At 45.3% G+C, this 19,329-nt stretch carries 17 protein-coding genes; 7 read left to right on the plus strand and 10 right to left on the minus strand.

What is annotated here, in order from left to right; genetic code table 11:
* Positions 1-99: 99 nt before the first annotated feature.
* A complete protein-coding gene (locus JFC06_RS08065; protein WP_193005461.1) occupies positions 100-1,752 on the plus strand; it encodes a BCCT family transporter in 1,653 nt (550 codons plus the stop codon).
* A gap of 260 nt (positions 1,753-2,012) precedes the next feature.
* Here JFC06_RS08065 and JFC06_RS08070 read toward each other — a convergent pair whose 3' ends face one another.
* The 8 genes from JFC06_RS08070 to dnaQ all read right to left on the minus strand — a co-directional run bounded on the left by JFC06_RS08070 (position 2,013) and on the right by dnaQ (position 11,104).
* Positions 2,013-2,330 (minus strand): hypothetical protein, encoded by a 318-nt coding sequence (locus JFC06_RS08070; protein WP_198334631.1) that lies wholly within the window; start codon positions 2,328-2,330, stop codon positions 2,013-2,015.
* 248 nt (positions 2,331-2,578) lie between these two features.
* Positions 2,579-2,950, minus strand: coding sequence for a DUF3144 domain-containing protein (locus JFC06_RS08075; protein ID WP_227670157.1), 372 nt, complete (start codon positions 2,948-2,950; stop codon positions 2,579-2,581).
* Between the two features lie 72 nt (positions 2,951-3,022).
* Positions 3,023-4,189 (minus strand): methionine adenosyltransferase, encoded by a 1,167-nt coding sequence (gene metK / locus JFC06_RS08080; RefSeq protein WP_193005500.1) that lies wholly within the window; start codon positions 4,187-4,189, stop codon positions 3,023-3,025.
* A 553-nt stretch (positions 4,190-4,742) separates the two neighbouring features.
* Positions 4,743-5,438, minus strand: coding sequence for an endonuclease III (gene nth / locus JFC06_RS08085; RefSeq protein WP_198334632.1), 696 nt, complete (start codon positions 5,436-5,438; stop codon positions 4,743-4,745).
* Between the two features lie 102 nt (positions 5,439-5,540).
* Complete coding sequence (locus JFC06_RS08090; protein ID WP_198334633.1) at positions 5,541-6,374, minus strand: RnfABCDGE type electron transport complex subunit B; 834 nt, start codon at positions 6,372-6,374, stop codon at positions 5,541-5,543.
* A 211-nt stretch (positions 6,375-6,585) separates the two neighbouring features.
* The gene (nudC, locus tag JFC06_RS08095) at positions 6,586-7,536 is read right to left on the minus strand and encodes an NAD(+) diphosphatase (RefSeq protein WP_198334634.1); all 951 of its coding nucleotides are present in this window, start codon (positions 7,534-7,536) and stop codon (positions 6,586-6,588) included.
* Positions 7,537-7,673: 137 nt separating this feature from the next.
* A complete protein-coding gene (locus tag JFC06_RS08100; RefSeq protein WP_198334635.1) occupies positions 7,674-9,356 on the minus strand; it encodes a hypothetical protein in 1,683 nt (560 codons plus the stop codon).
* 146 nt (positions 9,357-9,502) lie between these two features.
* On the minus strand, positions 9,503-11,104 hold the full coding sequence (gene dnaQ, locus JFC06_RS08105; RefSeq protein ID WP_198334636.1) for a DNA polymerase III subunit epsilon: 1,602 nt from the start codon (positions 11,102-11,104) through the stop codon (positions 9,503-9,505).
* A 392-nt stretch (positions 11,105-11,496) separates the two neighbouring features.
* Here dnaQ and JFC06_RS08110 point away from each other — a divergent pair, with 392 nt between their 5' ends.
* Complete coding sequence (locus JFC06_RS08110) at positions 11,497-12,051, plus strand: hypothetical protein (protein ID WP_198334637.1); 555 nt, start codon at positions 11,497-11,499, stop codon at positions 12,049-12,051.
* 67 nt (positions 12,052-12,118) lie between these two features.
* Positions 12,119-12,424: a hypothetical protein gene (locus JFC06_RS08115; RefSeq protein WP_193005470.1), complete on the plus strand. Its 306-nt coding sequence runs from the start codon at positions 12,119-12,121 to the stop codon at positions 12,422-12,424.
* A 101-nt stretch (positions 12,425-12,525) separates the two neighbouring features.
* Here JFC06_RS08115 and JFC06_RS08120 read toward each other — a convergent pair whose 3' ends face one another.
* A complete protein-coding gene (locus JFC06_RS08120; RefSeq protein WP_198334638.1) occupies positions 12,526-12,975 on the minus strand; it encodes a YkvA family protein in 450 nt (149 codons plus the stop codon).
* Between the two features lie 243 nt (positions 12,976-13,218).
* Between JFC06_RS08120 and JFC06_RS08125 the strand changes: the two genes are divergently transcribed.
* Positions 13,219-14,505: an LD-carboxypeptidase gene (locus tag JFC06_RS08125; RefSeq protein ID WP_198334639.1), complete on the plus strand. Its 1,287-nt coding sequence runs from the start codon at positions 13,219-13,221 to the stop codon at positions 14,503-14,505.
* Between the two features lie 19 nt (positions 14,506-14,524).
* On the opposite strand, the gene JFC06_RS08130 is transcribed toward JFC06_RS08125, so the two are convergent.
* Complete coding sequence (locus JFC06_RS08130; RefSeq protein WP_198334640.1) at positions 14,525-15,523, minus strand: GlxA family transcriptional regulator; 999 nt, start codon at positions 15,521-15,523, stop codon at positions 14,525-14,527.
* A gap of 182 nt (positions 15,524-15,705) precedes the next feature.
* Here JFC06_RS08130 and JFC06_RS08135 point away from each other — a divergent pair, with 182 nt between their 5' ends.
* The 3 genes from JFC06_RS08135 to JFC06_RS08145 are packed head-to-tail and all read left to right on the plus strand — an operon-like array spanning position 15,706 to position 19,327.
* Positions 15,706-17,511, plus strand: a complete 1,806-nt coding sequence (locus JFC06_RS08135; protein WP_198334641.1) for an acyl-CoA dehydrogenase — start codon at positions 15,706-15,708, stop codon at positions 17,509-17,511.
* Positions 17,512-17,533: 22 nt separating this feature from the next.
* Positions 17,534-18,541 carry an NADP-dependent oxidoreductase gene (locus JFC06_RS08140; protein ID WP_198334642.1) on the plus strand — a complete coding sequence of 336 codons (1,008 nt, stop codon included), beginning with the start codon at positions 17,534-17,536 and terminating at the stop codon, positions 18,539-18,541.
* Between the two features lie 3 nt (positions 18,542-18,544).
* Positions 18,545-19,327, plus strand: coding sequence for an SDR family NAD(P)-dependent oxidoreductase (locus JFC06_RS08145; RefSeq protein WP_198334643.1), 783 nt, complete (start codon positions 18,545-18,547; stop codon positions 19,325-19,327).
* The last annotated feature ends 2 nt before the right edge of the window (positions 19,328-19,329 follow it).

The raw sequence follows: 19,329 nt of genomic DNA on the forward strand, positions 1-19,329 counted from the left end.
CTTTATCATTTCTAGGTATTAAACTCTGTTTTGAAGGTGTTACATTTGATAATTGGCTCAGACCTTGTTATGGTGGCGCACTTTTTTGGGAAAATACCTATGGATCATGTAAAAGTTGGCCGCTTAGGCCCTTTTCCGCGGGTAAACAAACCTGTATTTTTAACGTCAGCGCTTTTGATTGTGGTATTCATTATCTTTGGTGCGTTATTTAACGAACAAGCAGAGATCGTCTTTAACCAAGCAAAAGCATTTGTTTCTTTACGCTTTGGTTGGTTCTTTATTGTGGTGGTTAATTTAGCCCTACTGATGAGTGTGTATTTGATATTTAGTCGCTACGGCGATATTAGGCTCGGTCATCAGACAGAGAGGCCTGAGTACAATTTAGTGTCTTGGATTGGTATGTTGTTTTCGGCAGGTATCGGTATTGGCTTGCTATATTGGGGAACAGCAGAGCCGTTGTATCACTTTATGGCCCCGCCGCTGGGCGAGGCACAGACCATAGAAGCGGCCAAACTTGCGATGAATATTTCATTCTTGCATTATGGTTTTCATGTGTGGGCAATCTATGGCATCGTCGCTTTGGCATTGGCTTATTTTCACTACCGTGTTGGTTTGCCATTGGCCATCCGCTCAACCCTTTATCCTTTAATCGGTAAAAAAATCTACGGACCTATGGGTCATACCGTCGATACGCTAGCAGTCTTTGGGACGATGTTTGGGGTAGTGACGACACTGGGTCTTGGCGTACTACAGATCAATTCTGGTCTTGATACGTTGTTTGGTATTCCTAATAGTATTACGACTCAGATTGTTTTGATTGCTCTCATTACAGGTCTTGCGGCTTTATCCTTGATGATGGGACTGGATAAAGGAATCAAGCGTTTAAGTGATATCAATATCTTTTTGACGGTCGTACTCCTAAGCTTTGTCATTATCTTAGGACCTACCCAGTTCATACTGAATAGTTTTATTGAAAATGTCGGTAATTATCTGCACCAAGTCATTCCATTAGGTACGTGGACTGAGTCGTATGAGGGTGAAGATAACTGGCAGTCATATTGGACCATATTCTATTGGGCGTGGTGGATCAGCTGGTCACCATTTGTTGGTGTGTTTGTCGCGCGTATCTCGCGTGGCCGTACTATTCGTGAGTTTATATTGGGTGTGTTACTGATCCCTGTGACGATCCTATTTATATGGTTTACTGCCTTTGGCGGCTCGGCAGTCAACATGGAGCTAATGGCAGCAATCACTCCGGACATGGCAAGTCCAGGTCTTGTTGAAGCCGTAAAAGCGGATACGGGTAGTGCTATCTTTAAGTTGATGGAGCTATACCCTTTCACAGACGCGATATCATTATTGATTATTGTGATGATTGTACTGTGGTTTGTGACTTCTTCAGATTCAGCTAGTTTTGTCATTGATATGTTGACTTCAGGGGGCGATACCAATCCGCCAAAAATTCAGCGTTTATTTTGGGCAGGTACGGAAGGGGTGATTGCAGCGGTATTACTGGCAGCTGGCGGTCTAGGCGCATTACAGGCAGCGTCTATCGTTTCAGGATTTCCGTTTGCTGTTGTTATTGTGATTATGATGTATTCTTTGTTGCGTGGTCTGAGCCGAGACCGCTTGATTTTGTATCGTAACCAGCAGTGGTACACGACTGAAGAATCGGCGGAACACAATTCAGCGAATGAGTTTCCTGATGAAAACTTGTTAAAAGGGCCACCTGTGCTTGAAAAAGACGTCTAAACGCTAGCCGTTGTATCTGATGTCTATAAGATACCCAGCTTATGATCAGCTGGGTATTTTTATGGGCGTTTGATAGCCAACGAAAAAGTAAGGCTGGTTAGACAATTTAAGATATCGTCAGTTAAAAATACAATCGATACGTGAATATGTCCGTGCTAATGGAATAGATTTTTCTTGTTTGCTGTTCACAGGCGTGACAGAGGCTACGCAAGATTTATCCCAGATTTACTTTATTACTTTTAAATTGAACCAGCTATAGACTAGTTACATTCACCTTTTACATAGCCTACTGCTTCAGGTTTACCGCAGGCTGAACAGGCATTCCCTGCTGTACGATAGCTGATGACTGAGCCAACCTGAGTTTTTACGCAGACTGGATCATACTGCATGGTACACATGGTATCTGCAGAGCTAGCTGGGGGGCACTGAGTAAAAGGGCCGTCAGGTAGCGAATTTTGGGTATTGGTCGGTTGGGTAGGAGTAGTGTCAGGCGTCACTGAGCTGGGCAGGTAGCTACAGCTTGCTAATGCCATTGTCAGGGTTAAGCCAAACAATGAAGATTTGAGCAGGTTGATCATAATGATATGTCCTTATAAATGAGTGTAATAATATCCTATAGTCGATAGGCAGTTTTCATATTTTGATAAAGTGCCATTTCGCATTTATAGTAGCGTATTTGTAGATGGCTATCTATAGTCAGGCACAGTAAGTCAATAAATCTTAAACGATAACCAAAAAACCCAAGCTCAGTATAGAGCTTGGGTTTTAATGTTACGATTATAGCAACACTGATTTAACGGTAAGGTATCAAACGCGTTAGAACGTTTTATTCAGCTGACTTATCGTCTTGATTGATTTGTACATATTTATCAAAGTTTTGCGCATAATCAGTCAGGTTGTCGCTTAGCATTTGGCGATATTGTTTGACATAAAACTCAACGATATCGTCTTTTTCTTTGGCAAAATCATCGCCTTTGACAAAACCGATAGAAGCGACTGATGCACTGTAACGTGCTGCTGCGTACAATAGCGAAGCGCCTACTTGTCCTGAATGTGCTTCTGGTCCTAGCTGACTGTTGGCGACACCGATGATGGCATCAGCGCGTTGATAAAATGCCTGCATTTCAGGGGTGATCTCAATGTTTGTATCAACATTGTTGTCTTGAGTGTTGCTGTCTTGAATATTGTCTTGAGACATAAGCGACTCCTAATAAGTGTCGGGGATTTTGAGTTTATAAAGACGATTTGCATATGGTTTTAAACGATTATGTTATAAACCAGCGTCTGCTTTTAAGACCTCAGCTTTGTCTGTTTTTTCCCATGTAAAGGCAGTTTCTGAGCCTGGGCGACCAAAATGACCGAAAGTGGCCGTTTGCTGATACATTGGCTGCAGTAAGTTTAGCATGCGGGTAATGCCATAAGGGCGCAGATCAAAATGCGTGCGAATCAGACGAATAATCTCATCATTACTGATTTTGCTGGTTCCAAACGTGTTAACAGAGATAGAGGTTGGCTCAGCGACCCCAATGGCATAACTGACTTGTACTTCACAGCGCTCAGCCAGTCCTGCTGCGACGATATTTTTTGCAACGTAACGTACGGCATAAGCGGCACTGCGATCCACTTTTGAAGGGTCTTTGCCACTAAATGCACCGCCACCATGACGCGCCATACCGCCATAAGTATCAACGATGATTTTACGGCCCGTCAATCCTGCATCACCAACAGGGCCGCCAATGACGAATTTACCCGTTGGATTGATATGATAGCGTGTACCAGCATGCAGTAGATCCGCTGGCAGTACTTGCTTGATGATAGACTCCATAACGGCTTCTTGCAGATCCGTTTGCGAGATGCTTGGATCATGTTGTGTCGATAACACAACGGCATCAATCGCCACTGGTTTATTACCATCATATTTTAGCGTCACTTGCGCCTTTGCATCCGGACGTAACCAAGGTAGCTCACCTGCGCGGCGCAGCTCAGATTGACGCTCCATCAAGCGATGAGCGAATTCAATAGGGGCGGGCATTAGTACTTCAGTTTCATTGCTGGCATAACCAAACATAAGACCTTGATCGCCTGCACCTTGCTCTTCAGGATCACTGCGATCGACCCCTTGAGCAATTTCAGGAGATTGCTTGCCAAGCATGTTAATCACTGCGCAAGTCTCGCCATCAAAGCCTAAGTCGGAATGATGATAGCCAATACCATTCACCGTATCACGCACAATACGCTCAACATCGATATTTGCCGTCGTGGTGACTTCACCTGCTAGTATCACCGCACCCGTCTTAACCAAGGTTTCGCATGCCACGCGTGCATGTAGGTCTTCACGTAAGATAGCGTCAAGGATGGCGTCTGAGATTTGGTCAGCCATTTTATCAGGATGGCCTTCGCTCACAGATTCGGAGGTAAATAAGTTGTATTCACGCATAATGGGATCGCTTAATTGAATCAATAAGGGTAGGAAAAAGCATGACGCCTGCGCGCCGCTTTGATTAATATTGGCCGTGCAATCAGTTGCTCGGCAGATAATTGGTGTTGCTAGATTTTGGTAATAGAACCAATCCCAAAAAATATGACTAGCTGTCTCAAACTCGTTTAGCTTGCTATTCAAATTTTTGGCAATGATACAAATTTAAAGAATGCTTTTTTATAGTGATAAATTTGACTAAGACGGACTCTCGCGATTAGTCAACCAGTAGGCGCATAGAAACGTTACTAATTAGCTTTAATTGTAGAGCGTTAAGCCAAAATTAACCCTAAAATACCGTCACTGTTGTGCTCATCACCTTATTATAATCATGGTGATTGTCACAATGTCTGGACATAAAATAGGGTTATTCTACCTTGAAATACCATAAAACTCTAGTGAGCAGCACTTGCTTTACTATAAGAAATGCTCAACAAGGCATTTGCTATCGGCAAACATTGGCATTTAATGAAGGCTTACTGAGATTCATGGTTGGGTTAAGACTGTTGGCACATTATAACTCTAAAAAAGACGCTTTATCTTTAAACATACATTCGCCATAGACAGGGCAGGCGCCGCATTTGGGCGTGCGTGCTTGACAGGTATAGCGCCCGTGTAAAATAAGATAATGATGGGCATCAACCATAAAGTCTTCTGGAATACGCTCGACCAGATTTTTTTCAACGACGAGTACGTTTTTCCCAGTAGCAAGGCCAGTGCGATTCCCTACTCGAAAGATGTGCGTGTCGACCGCCATGGTTGGTTGACCAAAGGCGGTATTTAAGACCACATTGGCTGTTTTTCGTCCAACGCCTGCCAGTGATTCTAAATCTTTGCGATTATCGGGGACTGTACTATCAAACTTTTCGATCAAATCACGGCAGGTCTTGATGACGTTTTTGGCTTTGGCGTTGTATAAGCCAATATTTTTGATATAGGATTTTAATCCGTCTTCACCCAGTGCCAGTATCGCCTCAGGCGTATTGGCCACGGGGTACAACTGCTGGGTGGCAATATTGACGCTCACATCCGTTGCCTGTGCAGATAGTATAACCGCCACAAGCAACTCAAAATTACTGTCATAATTGAGCTCAGTGACAGGCTCCTTAATTGTCTCTGCCAGCTTTTCAAAGAATGGACGCACATCACGGTTGGGCATGCGTCTGGATGGCGGTGTGTCGGCTGTTTTATGTTTGACCGTTTTACTCATGGCGTTTGGCTGTTATGTTAGTGAGTGGTGATACAAAATTATAGGCGAGATGTACTATCTGTGTGATTTATTAAAGTATCAATCTCGTAATGAAGGCGCTACTTATAGACTTTCGAGCTCTGCTTGTAGTGCGTCAAGCTCCGCTTGTTTTTTATCATTGGCTCGGACACTTAGCTGTTTTTCTAGTTTTTTAATCTTAGTGCGTAATTTGGCCGCTGCAATGGTGTTTTTTGCTTGCGCTTCACTGATGTTGAAAGATTGACTGGCGGCATTATTCAGTTTGGCTTCTACCATACTGACCACAGGTCTACTGTTGCTACTATCAGTAAGCTGGTCGGTCACGCGTCTTAGATGCGTGTGATAGCGCTGTCTTAAGTCTTCTTGCTCGGTTGCGCGTTCAGAGGTAGAAAGCTCACGCTCTATCGTGACCAAATCAATGCAATCAACAGGACAAGGAGCGATACACAGCTCACAGCCAGTACATAAATCCGTAAAGATAGTGTGCATATGCTTGCCAGTACCGACGATAGCATCAACAGGGCAGGCAGGAATACACTTGGTGCAGCCGATACAATCATCTTCTCGGATAACGGCGCGTACCTCGGTAGGACGTTCAGATGTCGCGTCTATTGGCCACTGCGAAGGCGCCGCTTTGAGCGTCGTTTTATCGCTATCAGGAGCAACAATTTGAGCGATGGCATTGGTCACTGGCTGACCGCCAGGGACACACTTATTGTACGGTTCGTCATCGAGCACGATGGCAGCGGCATACGGTAGGCACCCATCTGGATGCTCACAAAGCCCGCACTGCGTCTGCGGCAAGCAAGCATCAATGAGTGAAATCTTTGCCTGTGTATCAGCGGGCAGTGTTTCAATGCTCAATGTATCGAACAATATTGGCAGATTGACTAAGCGGATATTGGTGCTATTTTGCATGTCATTAATAACCTTAATACCAGTAATAGAGGATGGTATTAGTATGATAAGTATAAAAATAAAGGGCTGAGATACCAGAGTTTTGTATCAGAAACGTGTTGCCAAAAGGCATGTTCAATCAGCAAAACGATTTTAACTAAAACAGTAATTTTAAAGACATAACGTTCAAACCACAACGTTAAAGCGCTGCTGTTGATTAAAGTGTTATTTATTACAGTGTTATGCCTTGTTCATGAGCAATCTGCGCAATCAGCTCATAAGCAATGCTACCTTTTGACGGTATTTTGGGCAGGTTTGAGACGTCAAAAAAATCAGCGTGTGACAGCTCATCTTCTTGGATGACAATGTCACCGCCTGCATAAGAGGCTCGGAAGCCAAGCATCAAATTAGACGGAAATGGCCATGGCTGACTGCTCACATAGCGAATGTCTGTGACGCTAATATTTACCTCTTCTGCTACTTCACGTACTACGGCATGCTCTAGGCTTTCACCCACTTCTACGAAACCTGCAATGAGACCGTATAGTCGTGGCAGTGTTTGCTCCCCATAGCGATGATGGTGTGCCAGCAATACTTGCATTTCTCCCGTCTGTGGATTGGGACGAGTAATGGCAGTGATGACACAAGGCTGGACACGAGGGTATTGGCGTAATCGACACACTGGACAAACCATGGCACGCTCACCTCGGTCTGCATGAACGACGGCGGCTGCACAGCGACTACAAAACCGTGTGTCTGTCTGCCAACGCAATAACTGTATGGCTTGGCTAATCTGAGTGGTCAAAGCCACAGGAAGCTGAGTGATCAGCTGGCGATAAGGAAGAAACACATTTCCGCTGCTTTCAGCGACAAGAGGGAGCGCCACGTTATGAGCAACTGCATAGTCATACGTAATGGCATTAGCAGCTTGTGCTGTGAACGTATTAATAACACTGATTTTACGCTTAATGTCTATTGAATCATCTGGCAAGCCATCAGAGAGCCAATGATTTGGCGCTAGGCTTTCGAGGAGGGTGACATGACCCACCTGATAAGCTTGCGGGTGTCCGCTATGATCTGGTTTTGGACGGGTCTGTGGTAATTGAACCTGCAGTGGCCACCAGCCGTCTGGCGTTTGTTGGCATAAAACGGTGTCATCACTAAACACAAAAGCACTGGCCATACCCAAAGTTCCAAAACGTTGAAGGCAAGTCTGTATCGTATAAAAAACAGACTTGCTTACAGTAAGATAAATTAATATTTATGGCAGCAAAAAATTGACCATAACACCGTGGTCATAGCCACTGAAGGGCGCTGTGATTAGGCAGCAAGTAGCTGACTTAAGCTCTGCTGACCGACATCAAGCGCCTGCTTGCTAACAGGACGATTGTGCTCAAAACCATCTAAATGATAGTCGACGGCCATCATGACATCGGCGATGTAGGCTAGCGTGTCATCTTCTATACGTCGTCCGCCTTCGATACGTTGCTCAATATAGTTGGCCAATTGGCTAAGCATACTAGCAGCGGTTGGCAGTTGTAAGAAGCGTACCGCCCCTGCAACTTGGCGCATCATCTCAGGAATATTCTGGATATTGAGCATGTCTCGCTCTGGCTCAGCCAAATAATCATTGACGGCTTGTTCGGCACTGGCAATAGCGGTACGACTTTCTTGTATCAAGGTGTCGCTTGCAGTATTGAGCTGATGCAATGAGATATGCGGATTGTTTAAAGGCAAATAAATCGCCCCTGGTGTATGCATTTCGGCCATAGCGATGGTCGCGTTCTCTGCATGCATCAATGCCAGTAACAAGTGGTCAAACTCATCAGAAGAGGGCGCTCGCCAATATCTGACAGCGTCTGCTGCGGTGCTCAGGCTGTTCGCGGCATTTGTTAGACCAAGCAAGTGGAGTGCGGAGCTCAATGCCGTGAGTTCTTCAATAATTTGTGTCGTCTGCATATCGATTGGATTGATTGAATCACCACGCGCGTAGCTGTCTACATGCTCCTTGATTGTGTTGATTTGGGTTTGAATGATGGTATTTAACGTATCGGTAAGCACACGATTAGGACCAAACAAAAAACGCTTCATTTGCTCGAGCTGAGGGCCTTCTAGATGATTATTGGCATATTGCTCACGCAGTCGCTGTGCCTCTTCATGGTCACGCTGGCAGGCAAAGCTGACCAAATCAGCAAAACGCCTATCCATGATGGGTAAGTAGCTTTGGAACTGCTGCTCTAAATAGATGAGAGTATGTTTTTGGCTCAGATTCAGCGGCAACATAGCCGCGATATCTGTGACGGCCGCATTGGCCGCTTGCCAGAACAGGCTGCTGGTGTTTGATGCTATCAACGCACAGGCTGCACTCATAGCATCAAGTTTTTGCTGATCATCTGGGCTGATGTCACCTTGCTGATGACGCAGAGCGACGCCAAGACCACTACGGTAAGCATCGGTTAACAACTCACTATCAAGGTTGAGCGCTTTAAGTGGTTGGAAGTTTTGTTCAGGATTGGCAATAACCACGCTGCTGCTGCCAAAAGCAGAAAAATTGTCTGCTGTGATAGGAGTCTCTTGCCCGTGAGCATTGAGCTTATTAATAACTGGTAATAACAAGGTTGGTTCTATCGACTCTGTCAACAGCACAAACTCGACATAACGATCCAGCGTCATGATGGCTTCTGATAAGTCCATGATTAAGTTGACATCGTTATTATCGCCACTATCATAAAGGCGTTGTAGTCCTTTCACAATAGCGGTATTTAACACTTTTGCACCGACCAAAGAGATCAGCTCAAAGATATAAGACAGCTGCTTTAATACCGTAATAGAATCTAGTAATAAAGGTGCCTGACTACTATCATCAGTAAACTCACTTAAGTGAATCTCGGTGTCTTTCAGGGTGACGATGATCTCATCATGCAACAAATGTAGTGAGGGTAGATTAAAATCAGTAACACTAAGTGTTGGGACGGTGAACTTCATTTGCGCAGACTGGTCCATAGTTGTTTTTCCATAAGGTACTGATGCGAATAGCGATGGTTTAAATGAGGCATAAAAAGCGTTTATTAGTGATGTTTTAACGCTTAATATAACAATAATCAAGGCGATAGTATAAACACCAACGTCGTAAATTATTTAAATGACGGTTATATATTGGCTTTAAGCTCAGGATACTCTTCTGCAAGGGCGTTATACCAGTGTTGGTTGGCACTCTCATCTGTGGTTGATTCTAGTAATAGAGACGCTAGATTGGCAAAGCTTGCATGCGCTGTCTGTCCGCCGTCTGTCTGTGTGTCTTCTTCAATAGCAAGCGTGACTTGTCCACCCGTCATCGCTAAATAAACTTCAGCCAAGATCTCTGAGTCAAGTAACGCCCCGTGGAAGGTACGATCTTGTTTACCAACGTCTAGGCGGCGTACTAAGGCATCTAGCGTGTTCTTCTGCCCAGGGTACTGCTGCTTTGCCATCACCAGCGAGTCAGTCACTTGTACGCGCTCGGAGAAGTCGTGCATACCGACTTTGGCAAACTCCATATTTAAGAAGTTCATATCAAATGAGGCATTATGGGCGATGATTTCTGCGCCGTCCATAAAGTCATACAGCGATTGCGCGACTTGATCGAAGGTGGGCTTATCTGCTAAAAAAGCCTCAGAGATGCCATGAATGCGAATAACCTCATCATCCATACCGCGCTGCGGATTGATATAAACGTGTAGTTTCTCGCCAGTGAATTTGCGTCCCACCATCTCGACAATACCAACTTCAATGATACGATCGCCTTTTAGCGCATCAAGCCCCGTGGTCTCAGTATCCATAATGAGTTGGCGGTCAGCTTCATGGCGGTGTATGGGCTTGGGTAGTAGTGGGGTAAAGTGTGGGTTAGCACGGCTAGTATCACCATCGAACTTTGTGGCACCAGTCGCCATGTCTGGCGTGGGGGTATCTAGGGTGGTATCAGGCATTGGTGCGTGGGTCTCTGGCATATCTGTGGTACTCATTGACATGGGTTTTATCGCATCATTTTGAGAGCGATTGATTTTGATAGTAGTGGCTGGACTTAGCACATTATCGTGCTGATTTTCTAACGGTTCTTCATCATGCTCATCGTCCACCACATCAAAGCCTAAGGGGTCAAAATTTAACCAGTCATCGTTAGAATCGCTAGAAGCCGTGGGGGCTTTATCAGTCGTTATTTGCGCTTTTTTTTTAGAAACATCTGACAATACTGCAGTTGAGGCGTCCTCACTGTTAGAGGTCACGCCTAGATTGGCCAACTCGTCTGCTTTTTCATTGCCTGCGTGTCCAGCATGTCCTTTTACCCAATGCCAGTCAACATCACGCTGTCGACAAAGCTCATCTAATTGTTGCCAAAGGTCTTGGTTGGCCACGGGTTTTTTACTGGCAGTTTTCCAGCCTCTTTTTTTCCACCCGTCAATCCATTCGGTAATGCCTTTTTTGACATAACTGGAGTCGGTCCAAATCTCAAGTCTTTGTGCAAGTGGGCTATGCGTCAGTGCTTTTATCGCACCCATCAGCTCCATACGGTTGTTGGTCGTCTCTTTGTCACCGCCATATAAATCTTGCGTACTGCCGTCACTAAATATGAGATGTGCGCCCCAGCCGCCCGCACCAGGATTACCTTTACAGGCTCCATCTGTATAAGCAACCGTCGTATTTGCTTTGGCGGCCAACGGATTCATCGCGTTATTTTTGCTAAACTGCTGCGCTGAGGTGCGATTATCTGACATAACAAATTATTGACCTAATAAATGATAAATGAGGGTGGCGCAAAGAGATTCTTTAGCGTTATTTTCAAGATAGTCATCCCTTAATATGCTGGGCCTGAGTATAACAAATCTATTGTTAATATGGACAGTGCTATCGTGAATATCGGCCGTCTCAGGGCGCAAAATCGCAAAACCACTCATCACATCTTATATGATAATAGTAACTGTTTGGTTTTCTGTTAAAATAGGTTAGGTTGCGAACAAGGTGGGTCTGTCGTCTGGCTGAACGAGTCAGTAGCCATTTACTGTACTGACACCACTCTAACGGTCACGCTACTCGTCATGTTTTTGTCACCACTGTTTAATGATAATTTCCTTCACAAAAGTTTTAATGCATGCAGGATAACCCTATTATGTCCTTACGCTCAAACGTTTTTTCTAAAAGGCAGACCCGCTTAATGGTCAGTATGGCGATAAGCAGCGCGCTGTTTTTGACTGCTTGTAGTGAGAGTCACACGCAACCTGAAGCAGAAGTGGTTGAGGTGGCGTCAGACTTATCTGTCTTTGAAGGGTGTTATACGGTAAGTCAAGATGAGCCTGCCCAAATAAAAGTCAGTCAACAGGAGGGCTCGTGGGTGATGCAAATGAAGGAGCCTGCAAGTGCCAAACGTGTTTGGGACAATCCTGAGCCATTAGAGGTGATTGAAAATAGTGCGGTGCCGCAATTTTTCTCTATTGACCCAGAGCATGTCGACGCCGTTATCGGTCGGCCTGATCGAGTACTGGTACTGGCTCATGTCAAACCCGTTTACGCCAATATCGACCCACTCTTAGACAGTGAGTATTTGTCCTATATTTATCGCGGTGCCAATACCATCTATCGCGTGGAGTGTGATGACGTCAATACGGATATTTTAGCCAACCCGCATGCCGATATTGTTATTGAGGATGTGGATGAGCGTATTTAGATAAGTACTACCGGCGTGAGTACAGCGTCATTTGTTATCAACAGTTCAGTCATTAGAGTCAGGCAATATGAATTTTTTTAGTTATGTGGTTTTGGGTGGGTTTTCTTATGCGGCTGGTTGGGCGGTAAGGACGTATATATTGGATAAAAAGCCTGAAACCGAGCAACCTTACAACCTCAAACATCCTGCTATCTTAGCGTATTTGGGTGGTTTCTTTATTATTATGCTGATTGTCTCTTGGTTAATTGGTCGTTATTTACTCGGGCACGTTGCCATTGATTTACCTTTTATTATTATTAATAGTATCGTGGCGACCTTTGTCTATTCGTTCGGACTTAATCCCGAAAAATCTCGTTATGATGTCCCTAATTAAAGAGAGCCGATAGATTCAATAAACAAGAAAAAGCCATGACCACATCAATGACCATGGCTTTTTTAGTCACGTAATTGTCTACGGCTTTAAGCGTTTGGCGGTTATGATTTTTTTTGAATATCGGTACTATTCTTAGTGTTTGATTGTTCTTCTTTCTTAGAGGTCGATTGTTCTTCTTTCTTAGAAGTCGATTGTTCTTGTTTCCATGCTTTATATTTATGTAGATCTTTTTTAGCCTGCTTTAAGAAAAATCTGAGTACCAGTGCGTCATCGACATAACCGATGAACGGAATGGAGTCTGGAATAAGGTCAATAGGATTTAGTGTATAAATCGCACCAATCACACCAGCTGAGATGGTTTTAAAAGGAATCTTACGATAGTCACCTTTGTAATAGTCTTTGATAAGACTCATAAATAGCATCAAATCATCGCTAAAAGGTTCAAGATAGCTGTTATCTTCTAGTTTTTCTTTGAGCTTGTCTTCTTGGCCTATCAGGTGTTTCAAATTGGAGACAAGTGCGTCGTGTTTATCAGTTTTTTTATTAAACATAATTATTATCCTTACTTATTTGCGATGAATTTGTATTTACAGTAACAAATTTAATCGCCCTATATTGTGTGTGTCGGTAGCGAAAAAGTAAAGATGGGTAAAGGTTGGGCAACTTGGCGTATGGGCAAATACGCTACCATAGGCGAGCGTGATAACATGCGTATCCTGCACGTACTCGCGCCATAAACACGGCATTAAAGCGGATGAATAATCAATATAAAAGCATACAGGTAGTAGCAAAGCATGGGTTCAAAAATACCGTCTATACAGCCATCAAGTCGTGCAACACACACGCAGCCAAAGACAGCGACCGAAATAAGTACTGGATTAAATCGCCGGCAGTTTTTGCGTCGAATAGGCATTGGTGCCGGTACTGCAGCCTTAGCAGCCCAAGGTATTTCTCAGGTTTTTGCAGCCAGTCCTCGTGAGCATAATGGTCGTTTGCAGATTACTAAGGACGATTTGCCCACGGCGTTATTGGATGAGCGCTTACCATCGCAGACATCATTTTCACAAACAAGCTGTATCATACCAACGATTGAGACGCGAATTTTTGCCAGCTCCAATGTTGGCGGTAGTGAGGAGCGCAATCAGCTGGCGTTGGATCGGCTGGCTTGTGCCGGTTTTAAGGTGAACAACCCCGCGATTACCACTCGGCAGTATTTGCGCTTTGCAGGCACTGATGTACAGCGAGCCGGCGACCTACAAAATATCGCGACTGGTGCGATAGCGGCGCCTAAGCTGCTGCTGGGCGTACGCGGTGGATATGGTGCGATGCGTTTACTACCCATGGTGGATTGGTCCACGCTTGGGCGCATTATGGCGGAGCGCGGTACGATACTGGCAGGCTTTAGTGATGTGACGGCTATCCAGTGTGCGCTACTGGCAAAAGGGGCGATGAGCTCACTCGCAGCACCGATGCTTTATAGTGAGTTTGGCAAAATCAAACCCGATCAAGTGACTTGCCTACAGTTTGCGGAGGCCCTGAGTAACCCCAATTTAACCATCACGGTACAAGATGCGTCTTTAACCAGTCAGCAGTTACCCAGTATGCTGACAACGGGTAAGCCACAAGTATTGAGGGGCACCATTTGGGGTGGCAACCTGAGCGTGGTATCGGCGCTGGCAGGTAGTGATTATCTACCGCGGATCGAAGGTGGTATTGTATTTTTAGAAGATGTGGGCGAGCAGGCGTATCGTATTGAGCGTATGCTCTATGATTTGTATTTGGCAGGCGTGTTTAAGGGTCAGCAAGCGATCGTGTTTGGTGCGCTATCTGGGGCAGGGGAGGACAGTTACGACAAACGTTATGACGTTGCCACCGTGGTTCGCCAATTGCATAAGCTCACAGGCTTACCGATTTATAGTGGCATGCGTTTTGGCCATATTGGACAAAAACACAGCTTCCCACTTGGGGCAATTTGCCAAATTAGTCCAAACACAAGCCATGGCTATCAGCTAGCTTTTACCAACTACCCAACCATCAAGGCAGATGCCATGCACGTTGCAGGCTTGTGGCAAGCGGTTTAAGCGTTCAATGCTATCATTGCTAAATGGGCAGCCGCGAAAACTTATCCTGATACTCTTTAGGCGTTAGTTCCGTGGCACGCTTAAACAGACGCGTAAAGGATGAGATATCATCATAACCAACGTGATCGACCAGCGATTTAATCGTCACATCGCCTGATTCTAACAAGCGTTTTGCCTGCTCAATTCTGACGGCTTGAATGTACTCAATCGGCCGCATGGCGACACAAGACTGAAAGCGTCTGTTCAAGGTACGCGGGGTGATATTGACCATCGCCGCCAAACGACTGACTTGAATAGGCCGATGGAAGTTTGCTTCGATAAACTCTTGTACTTGCTTGACGAGCGGATCTGAATGCGGTTTGTGCAGCGTCACGTTTGTGTAACTGTTTTGATTGCCTCTTTTACTGTCGATAATCTGAGTTCTTGCCACTTGCGTAGAAATCTCACGTCCGCAGTAGCGCTCTATCAATAATAATCCCAAATCATAAAAGGCACTACCACCCGCGGCACAGAATATGTTACCCGATTGGGTGACGAACTGATTCTCCTGTAAATCAACGAGTGGAAAATCTGCTTTAAATTTACTCGCATAACCCCAATGAGTCGTGGCTATCTTATCGTCTAGCAGTCCTGCCTTTGCCAAAAAAAACGCTCCGCTACAATTGCTGGCAATATCAGCCTTGGTCTTAGCCAGTCGTTGTAGGTGCGGTAGCAGCTCACTGTTTTGTCTTAATACTTTATCGATTGAATCACCAATGGTGGGTATTAATAATAAATCGCATGCCGTGACGTCTTGAATGTCGCAATGCGCTTGCATGAGTAAGCGATTGCTACATCTGATATCCACACCGCCTAGGCTCGCTATTTGCACATTAAATCTAGGCTCAACTGCCTCATCCAAAAATCGCTGCCAGCTGACACCAGTGAATGAAAACAAGTCCAATGCGCCAGCAAGCACACTACCGAGCACCCCATCGAATCCCAAAATAATGACTTTAAACGGTTTGTAGTTAGGCATCTGTGTCGGCTTTCCCTTGATAGCTATTACCCAAATAGACAGTTTTTTAGCTACAAATTTCTTATTGTATGTCTTATTTGACCATAATTATGTCATAAATGACAATACGGCAAGGCGCGAAATTAGCTTAGTATCTATTGATAACCAATTTTTTTGTTAACGACAATACTAACGAGAACATTATGGCAGCAGAAACGCTTATCAATGATTTTGAATTACCCTTCCAATTATACGATGTTTTGGACACTGAAACGCTGACCGAACATCCCAAATTCTCAGAGCACAGCCGCGAGACATTCGTTGCGGTACTAGACACCGCAAACAAAATAGCAACCGATTTGTTTTTGCCGCACAACCACGTTGCCGATAAAAACGAGCCGCAGTTTGATGGTAAAAAAGTTAGCATGATAGATGATGTGAAAGTCGCCTTTGATGCGTTTCGGGACTCGGGTTTTATCGCGGGTCGTTATAGCTTCGAAGATGGTGGGATGCAGCTGCCTGAAACAGTGATGACAGCAGTGGCAGGCTATTTTATGGCGGCCAACCCCTCAACGACTGCGTATCCGTTTTTGACCACAGCGGCAATCAACGTGATCTCACACTTTGCCAATGACGATATCAAAGCGGCCTTTATGCCGCGTATGCTGACGGGGGACTTTACTGGAACGATGGCACTGACGGAGCCACATGCGGGGTCATCGCTGGCTGACATCAAAACCACCGCGGTAAAACAAAACGATGGCTCATACCGAATAAAAGGCAGTAAGATTTATATCTCAGCAGGCGATCACGAACTGTCTGACAATATTGTTCATTTGGTATTGGCCAAAATTCCAGGCGGTCCTAGTGGCGTCAAAGGGATTTCTTTGTTTGCCGTGCCAAAATATCGCTTAAACGATGACTTGTCGGTTGGCGAGCGCAATGACGTGCATTTGACTGGACTCATTCATAAGCTTGGTTATCGAGGGGCTACCTCGACGGCATTGAGCTTTGGTGATGAAGGCGACTGTCATGGTTATCTGATTGGCGAAGCGCACTTTGGTCTGCGTTATATGTTCAAAATGATGAATGAGGCACGTATCGCGGTTGGTTTTGGGGCCTCTATGATTGGCTATCGGGGTTATCAGTACTCGCTAGATTACGCCAAAGACCGAACGCAAGGTCGAATCGCACCGAACAACAAGCCTGAAGATGCCGCCACGGCAATCATCCAGCATGGCGATGTAAAGCGTATGCTACTCGCGCAAAAAGCCTACTCTGAGGGTGGTATTTCCTTATGCCTATACGGCTCAAACCTGATAGACCGTATCAATACTTGCGAAGACGAAACGCTAAAAAATGAGCTGTCAGAACTATTAGACTTACTCACACCAGTGTTAAAAGCATGGCCGTCTGAGTATGGCCCTAAAGCCAATGACTTGGGCATTCAAGTATTGGGCGGTGCCGGTTATACGCGCGAATATCATGCCGAGCAGTTTTGGCGTGACAACCGTCTCAACCCCATCCACGAAGGCACAAATGGCGTGCAAGCCTTAGATTTGTCATTTCGCAAGTTATGGCAAAAAGGTGGGCTTGGTATTCAGATTCTAAAGCGTGAAATCACGCAAGATCTAACCAGCATCACCACGCCTGAGAGCGCAGCGCTTGCGGGTAAATTAACGCCTTATATGGGTCATCTGCATGACGTGCTGGTGCATTTAAGCAAAGTTTTACAGACTGAAGAGGCGTTAACGCTTACTGGCAACGCCCAAGCGCTCATGAATGTTTTTGCCTCAATTGTGCTGAGCTGGATTTGGATTCGCCAAGCGAGTAAAGCTGAGCAACTGTTAAGTGAGACAAGCGACGCTGAAAAACAAAATTTCTATCAGGGAAAAATACAGGCGGCAAAATACTTTATCGATTGGGAATTACCATTAATCAAACGCGATATCGCAATTTTAACCCACAACAATTCTGTTTGCACGGACATGCAAGCCGACTGGTTCTAAAGACCTCTCTAAGGAAAGAGTAATGACAACAATCAACAAGCAGTGGCGACTAAAAGCAAGACCGGTTGGCGAACCGAGCGCTGATACTTGGGAGTATACCGAGACAGAGCTGCCGACCATCAAAGACGGGCAGTTGCTGATAAAAATTGAGTATATCTCTATGGATCCGGCGATGCGTGGGTGGCTCAATGACGCAAAGTCTTACATCGAGCCGGTACAGATTGGCGATGTCATGCGTGCTGGTACGGTGGGTGAAGTTATTGCAAGCAAGCATGAGAAGTTTGCCGTTGGTGATTATGTGGCTGGTCACAATGGTATGCAGTCGTATGCCGTCAGTGACGGTACGGGCCTGCACAAAGTCGATCCAAATCTCGCACCATTGTCTTATTACTTGGGCGTATTGGGTATGCCGGGCATGACTGGCTATTTTGGTTTGTTAAAAACAGGGGAGCCAAAAGCAGGCGAGACCGTTGTCGTATCTGGCGCGGCAGGTGCGGTTGGTAGTTTGGTCGGTCAAATTGCCAAAATTAAGGGCTGCCGAGTCGTCGGTATCGCAGGCGGTAGCGAAAAATGTCAGTTCTTGATTGATGAGCTTGGATTTGATGCGACGATCGATTATAAAAATGAAGATGTAAAAAAAGCACTGAAGAAAACCTGCCCAGATGGCGTTGATGTGTATTTTGACAATGTTGGTGGCGATATTTTAAATGACGTACTCACCCAGATTAATCTGCGCGCGCGTATCGTTATTTGCGGTGCGATTAGCCAATATAACAACACCACAGCGGTCAAAGGCCCATCAAATTACTTGTCATTATTGGTCAATCGCGCGCGTATGGAGGGTATTGTGGTGTTTGATAATATCAAGGAATACCCAATCGCGATGAAAGAGATTGCGGGCTGGATTCAGTCAGGTGATATCAAAGTAAAAGATCATATCGTTGAAGGTATCGAGACCTTCCCTGATACCTTAATGATGCTTTTTAAAGGGAAAAATTTTGGCAAGTTGGTACTTAAGGTAGAGGGATAAATCATGACACCAAATATAAATGGAGTAGCAAGTAATGTTGCTGGTAAGCGCATTTTGATTACGGGCGGTGCTTCTGGTATCGGTGCAGCCAGTGCGTTACTACTGGCCAGTCGCGGCGCAAAAGTTGTGATTGGCGACAGGGCAGAAGAACTAGGCGCTGCCATAGCCAAGCAAGGTCAAGATGCTGGCAATAGCATTACCTTTAAAAAGGTAGATGTCACCAGTGGCGATGAAGTACGAGCGTTATTTGCTTTTGCTGTGCAAGCGCTTGGTGGCCTCGATGTCGTGGTAAACAACGCTGGTATCGACCATAAACCTGCCCCCATGCATGAGCTAACCGAGGAAGATTTTGACCGTAATATCGCAGTGAACCTAAAAGGCGTCTGGCACTGTATGCGTGCTGCGGTTACTTGTATGGCACCCAATGGCGGTGGTCATGTGATTAATGTGGCATCTATTGCAGGCTTGCGATCTGCGCCCATGTTGTCTATTTATAGTGCCGCTAAACATGGCGTCATGGGGCTTACCAAGTCTGCGGCCCATGAATACGCCCGTGTCAATATTCGCTTTAATGCGGTGTGTCCCAGTTTTATCGATACACCAATGGTGCGTAATACCATGGCAAATATGGACGAGCGCGCGCAGCAAGCCACCATCAAGGCCAGCCCACTGCGCCGTTTGGGAGAAGTTGATGAGGTGTCTGGTGCGATTGCATGGCTGGCCAGTGATGAGAGCAGCTTTATGAATGGTCATGCCTTTACCCTTGATGGCGGTATGTTGGCTTAATG

The organism is Psychrobacter namhaensis, from assembly GCF_016107545.1.
Taxonomy (GTDB): Bacteria; Pseudomonadota; Gammaproteobacteria; order Pseudomonadales; family Moraxellaceae; genus Psychrobacter; species Psychrobacter namhaensis.

What these genes read in the sequence shown, in the direction of transcription:
- JFC06_RS08115 (WP_193005470.1), top strand. Translation starts at nt 12,119, where the DNA reads ATGAATTTTTTTAGTTATGTGGTTTTGGGTGGGTTTTCTTATGCGGCT.
- JFC06_RS08140 (WP_198334642.1), top strand. Translation starts at nt 17,534, where the DNA reads ATGACAACAATCAACAAGCAGTGGCGACTAAAAGCAAGACCGGTTGGC.
- JFC06_RS08090 (WP_198334633.1), bottom strand. Translation starts at nt 6,374, where the DNA reads ATGCAAAATAGCACCAATATCCGCTTAGTCAATCTGCCAATATTGTTC.
- JFC06_RS08120 (WP_198334638.1), bottom strand. Translation starts at nt 12,975, where the DNA reads ATGTTTAATAAAAAAACTGATAAACACGACGCACTTGTCTCCAATTTG.
- dnaQ (WP_198334636.1), bottom strand. Translation starts at nt 11,104, where the DNA reads ATGTCAGATAATCGCACCTCAGCGCAGCAGTTTAGCAAAAATAACGCG.
- JFC06_RS08130 (WP_198334640.1), bottom strand. Translation starts at nt 15,523, where the DNA reads ATGCCTAACTACAAACCGTTTAAAGTCATTATTTTGGGATTCGATGGG.
- JFC06_RS08135 (WP_198334641.1), top strand. Translation starts at nt 15,706, where the DNA reads ATGGCAGCAGAAACGCTTATCAATGATTTTGAATTACCCTTCCAATTA.
- metK (WP_193005500.1), bottom strand. Translation starts at nt 4,189, where the DNA reads ATGCGTGAATACAACTTATTTACCTCCGAATCTGTGAGCGAAGGCCAT.
- JFC06_RS08125 (WP_198334639.1), top strand. Translation starts at nt 13,219, where the DNA reads ATGGGTTCAAAAATACCGTCTATACAGCCATCAAGTCGTGCAACACAC.
- JFC06_RS08100 (WP_198334635.1), bottom strand. Translation starts at nt 9,356, where the DNA reads ATGGACCAGTCTGCGCAAATGAAGTTCACCGTCCCAACACTTAGTGTT.
- JFC06_RS08070 (WP_198334631.1), bottom strand. Translation starts at nt 2,330, where the DNA reads ATGATCAACCTGCTCAAATCTTCATTGTTTGGCTTAACCCTGACAATG.
- JFC06_RS08145 (WP_198334643.1), top strand. Translation starts at nt 18,545, where the DNA reads ATGACACCAAATATAAATGGAGTAGCAAGTAATGTTGCTGGTAAGCGC.
- nth (WP_198334632.1), bottom strand. Translation starts at nt 5,438, where the DNA reads ATGAGTAAAACGGTCAAACATAAAACAGCCGACACACCGCCATCCAGA.
- nudC (WP_198334634.1), bottom strand. Translation starts at nt 7,536, where the DNA reads ATGGCCAGTGCTTTTGTGTTTAGTGATGACACCGTTTTATGCCAACAA.
- JFC06_RS08075 (WP_227670157.1), bottom strand. Translation starts at nt 2,950, where the DNA reads ATGTCTCAAGACAATATTCAAGACAGCAACACTCAAGACAACAATGTT.
- JFC06_RS08110 (WP_198334637.1), top strand. Translation starts at nt 11,497, where the DNA reads ATGTCCTTACGCTCAAACGTTTTTTCTAAAAGGCAGACCCGCTTAATG.
- JFC06_RS08065 (WP_193005461.1), top strand. Translation starts at nt 100, where the DNA reads ATGGATCATGTAAAAGTTGGCCGCTTAGGCCCTTTTCCGCGGGTAAAC.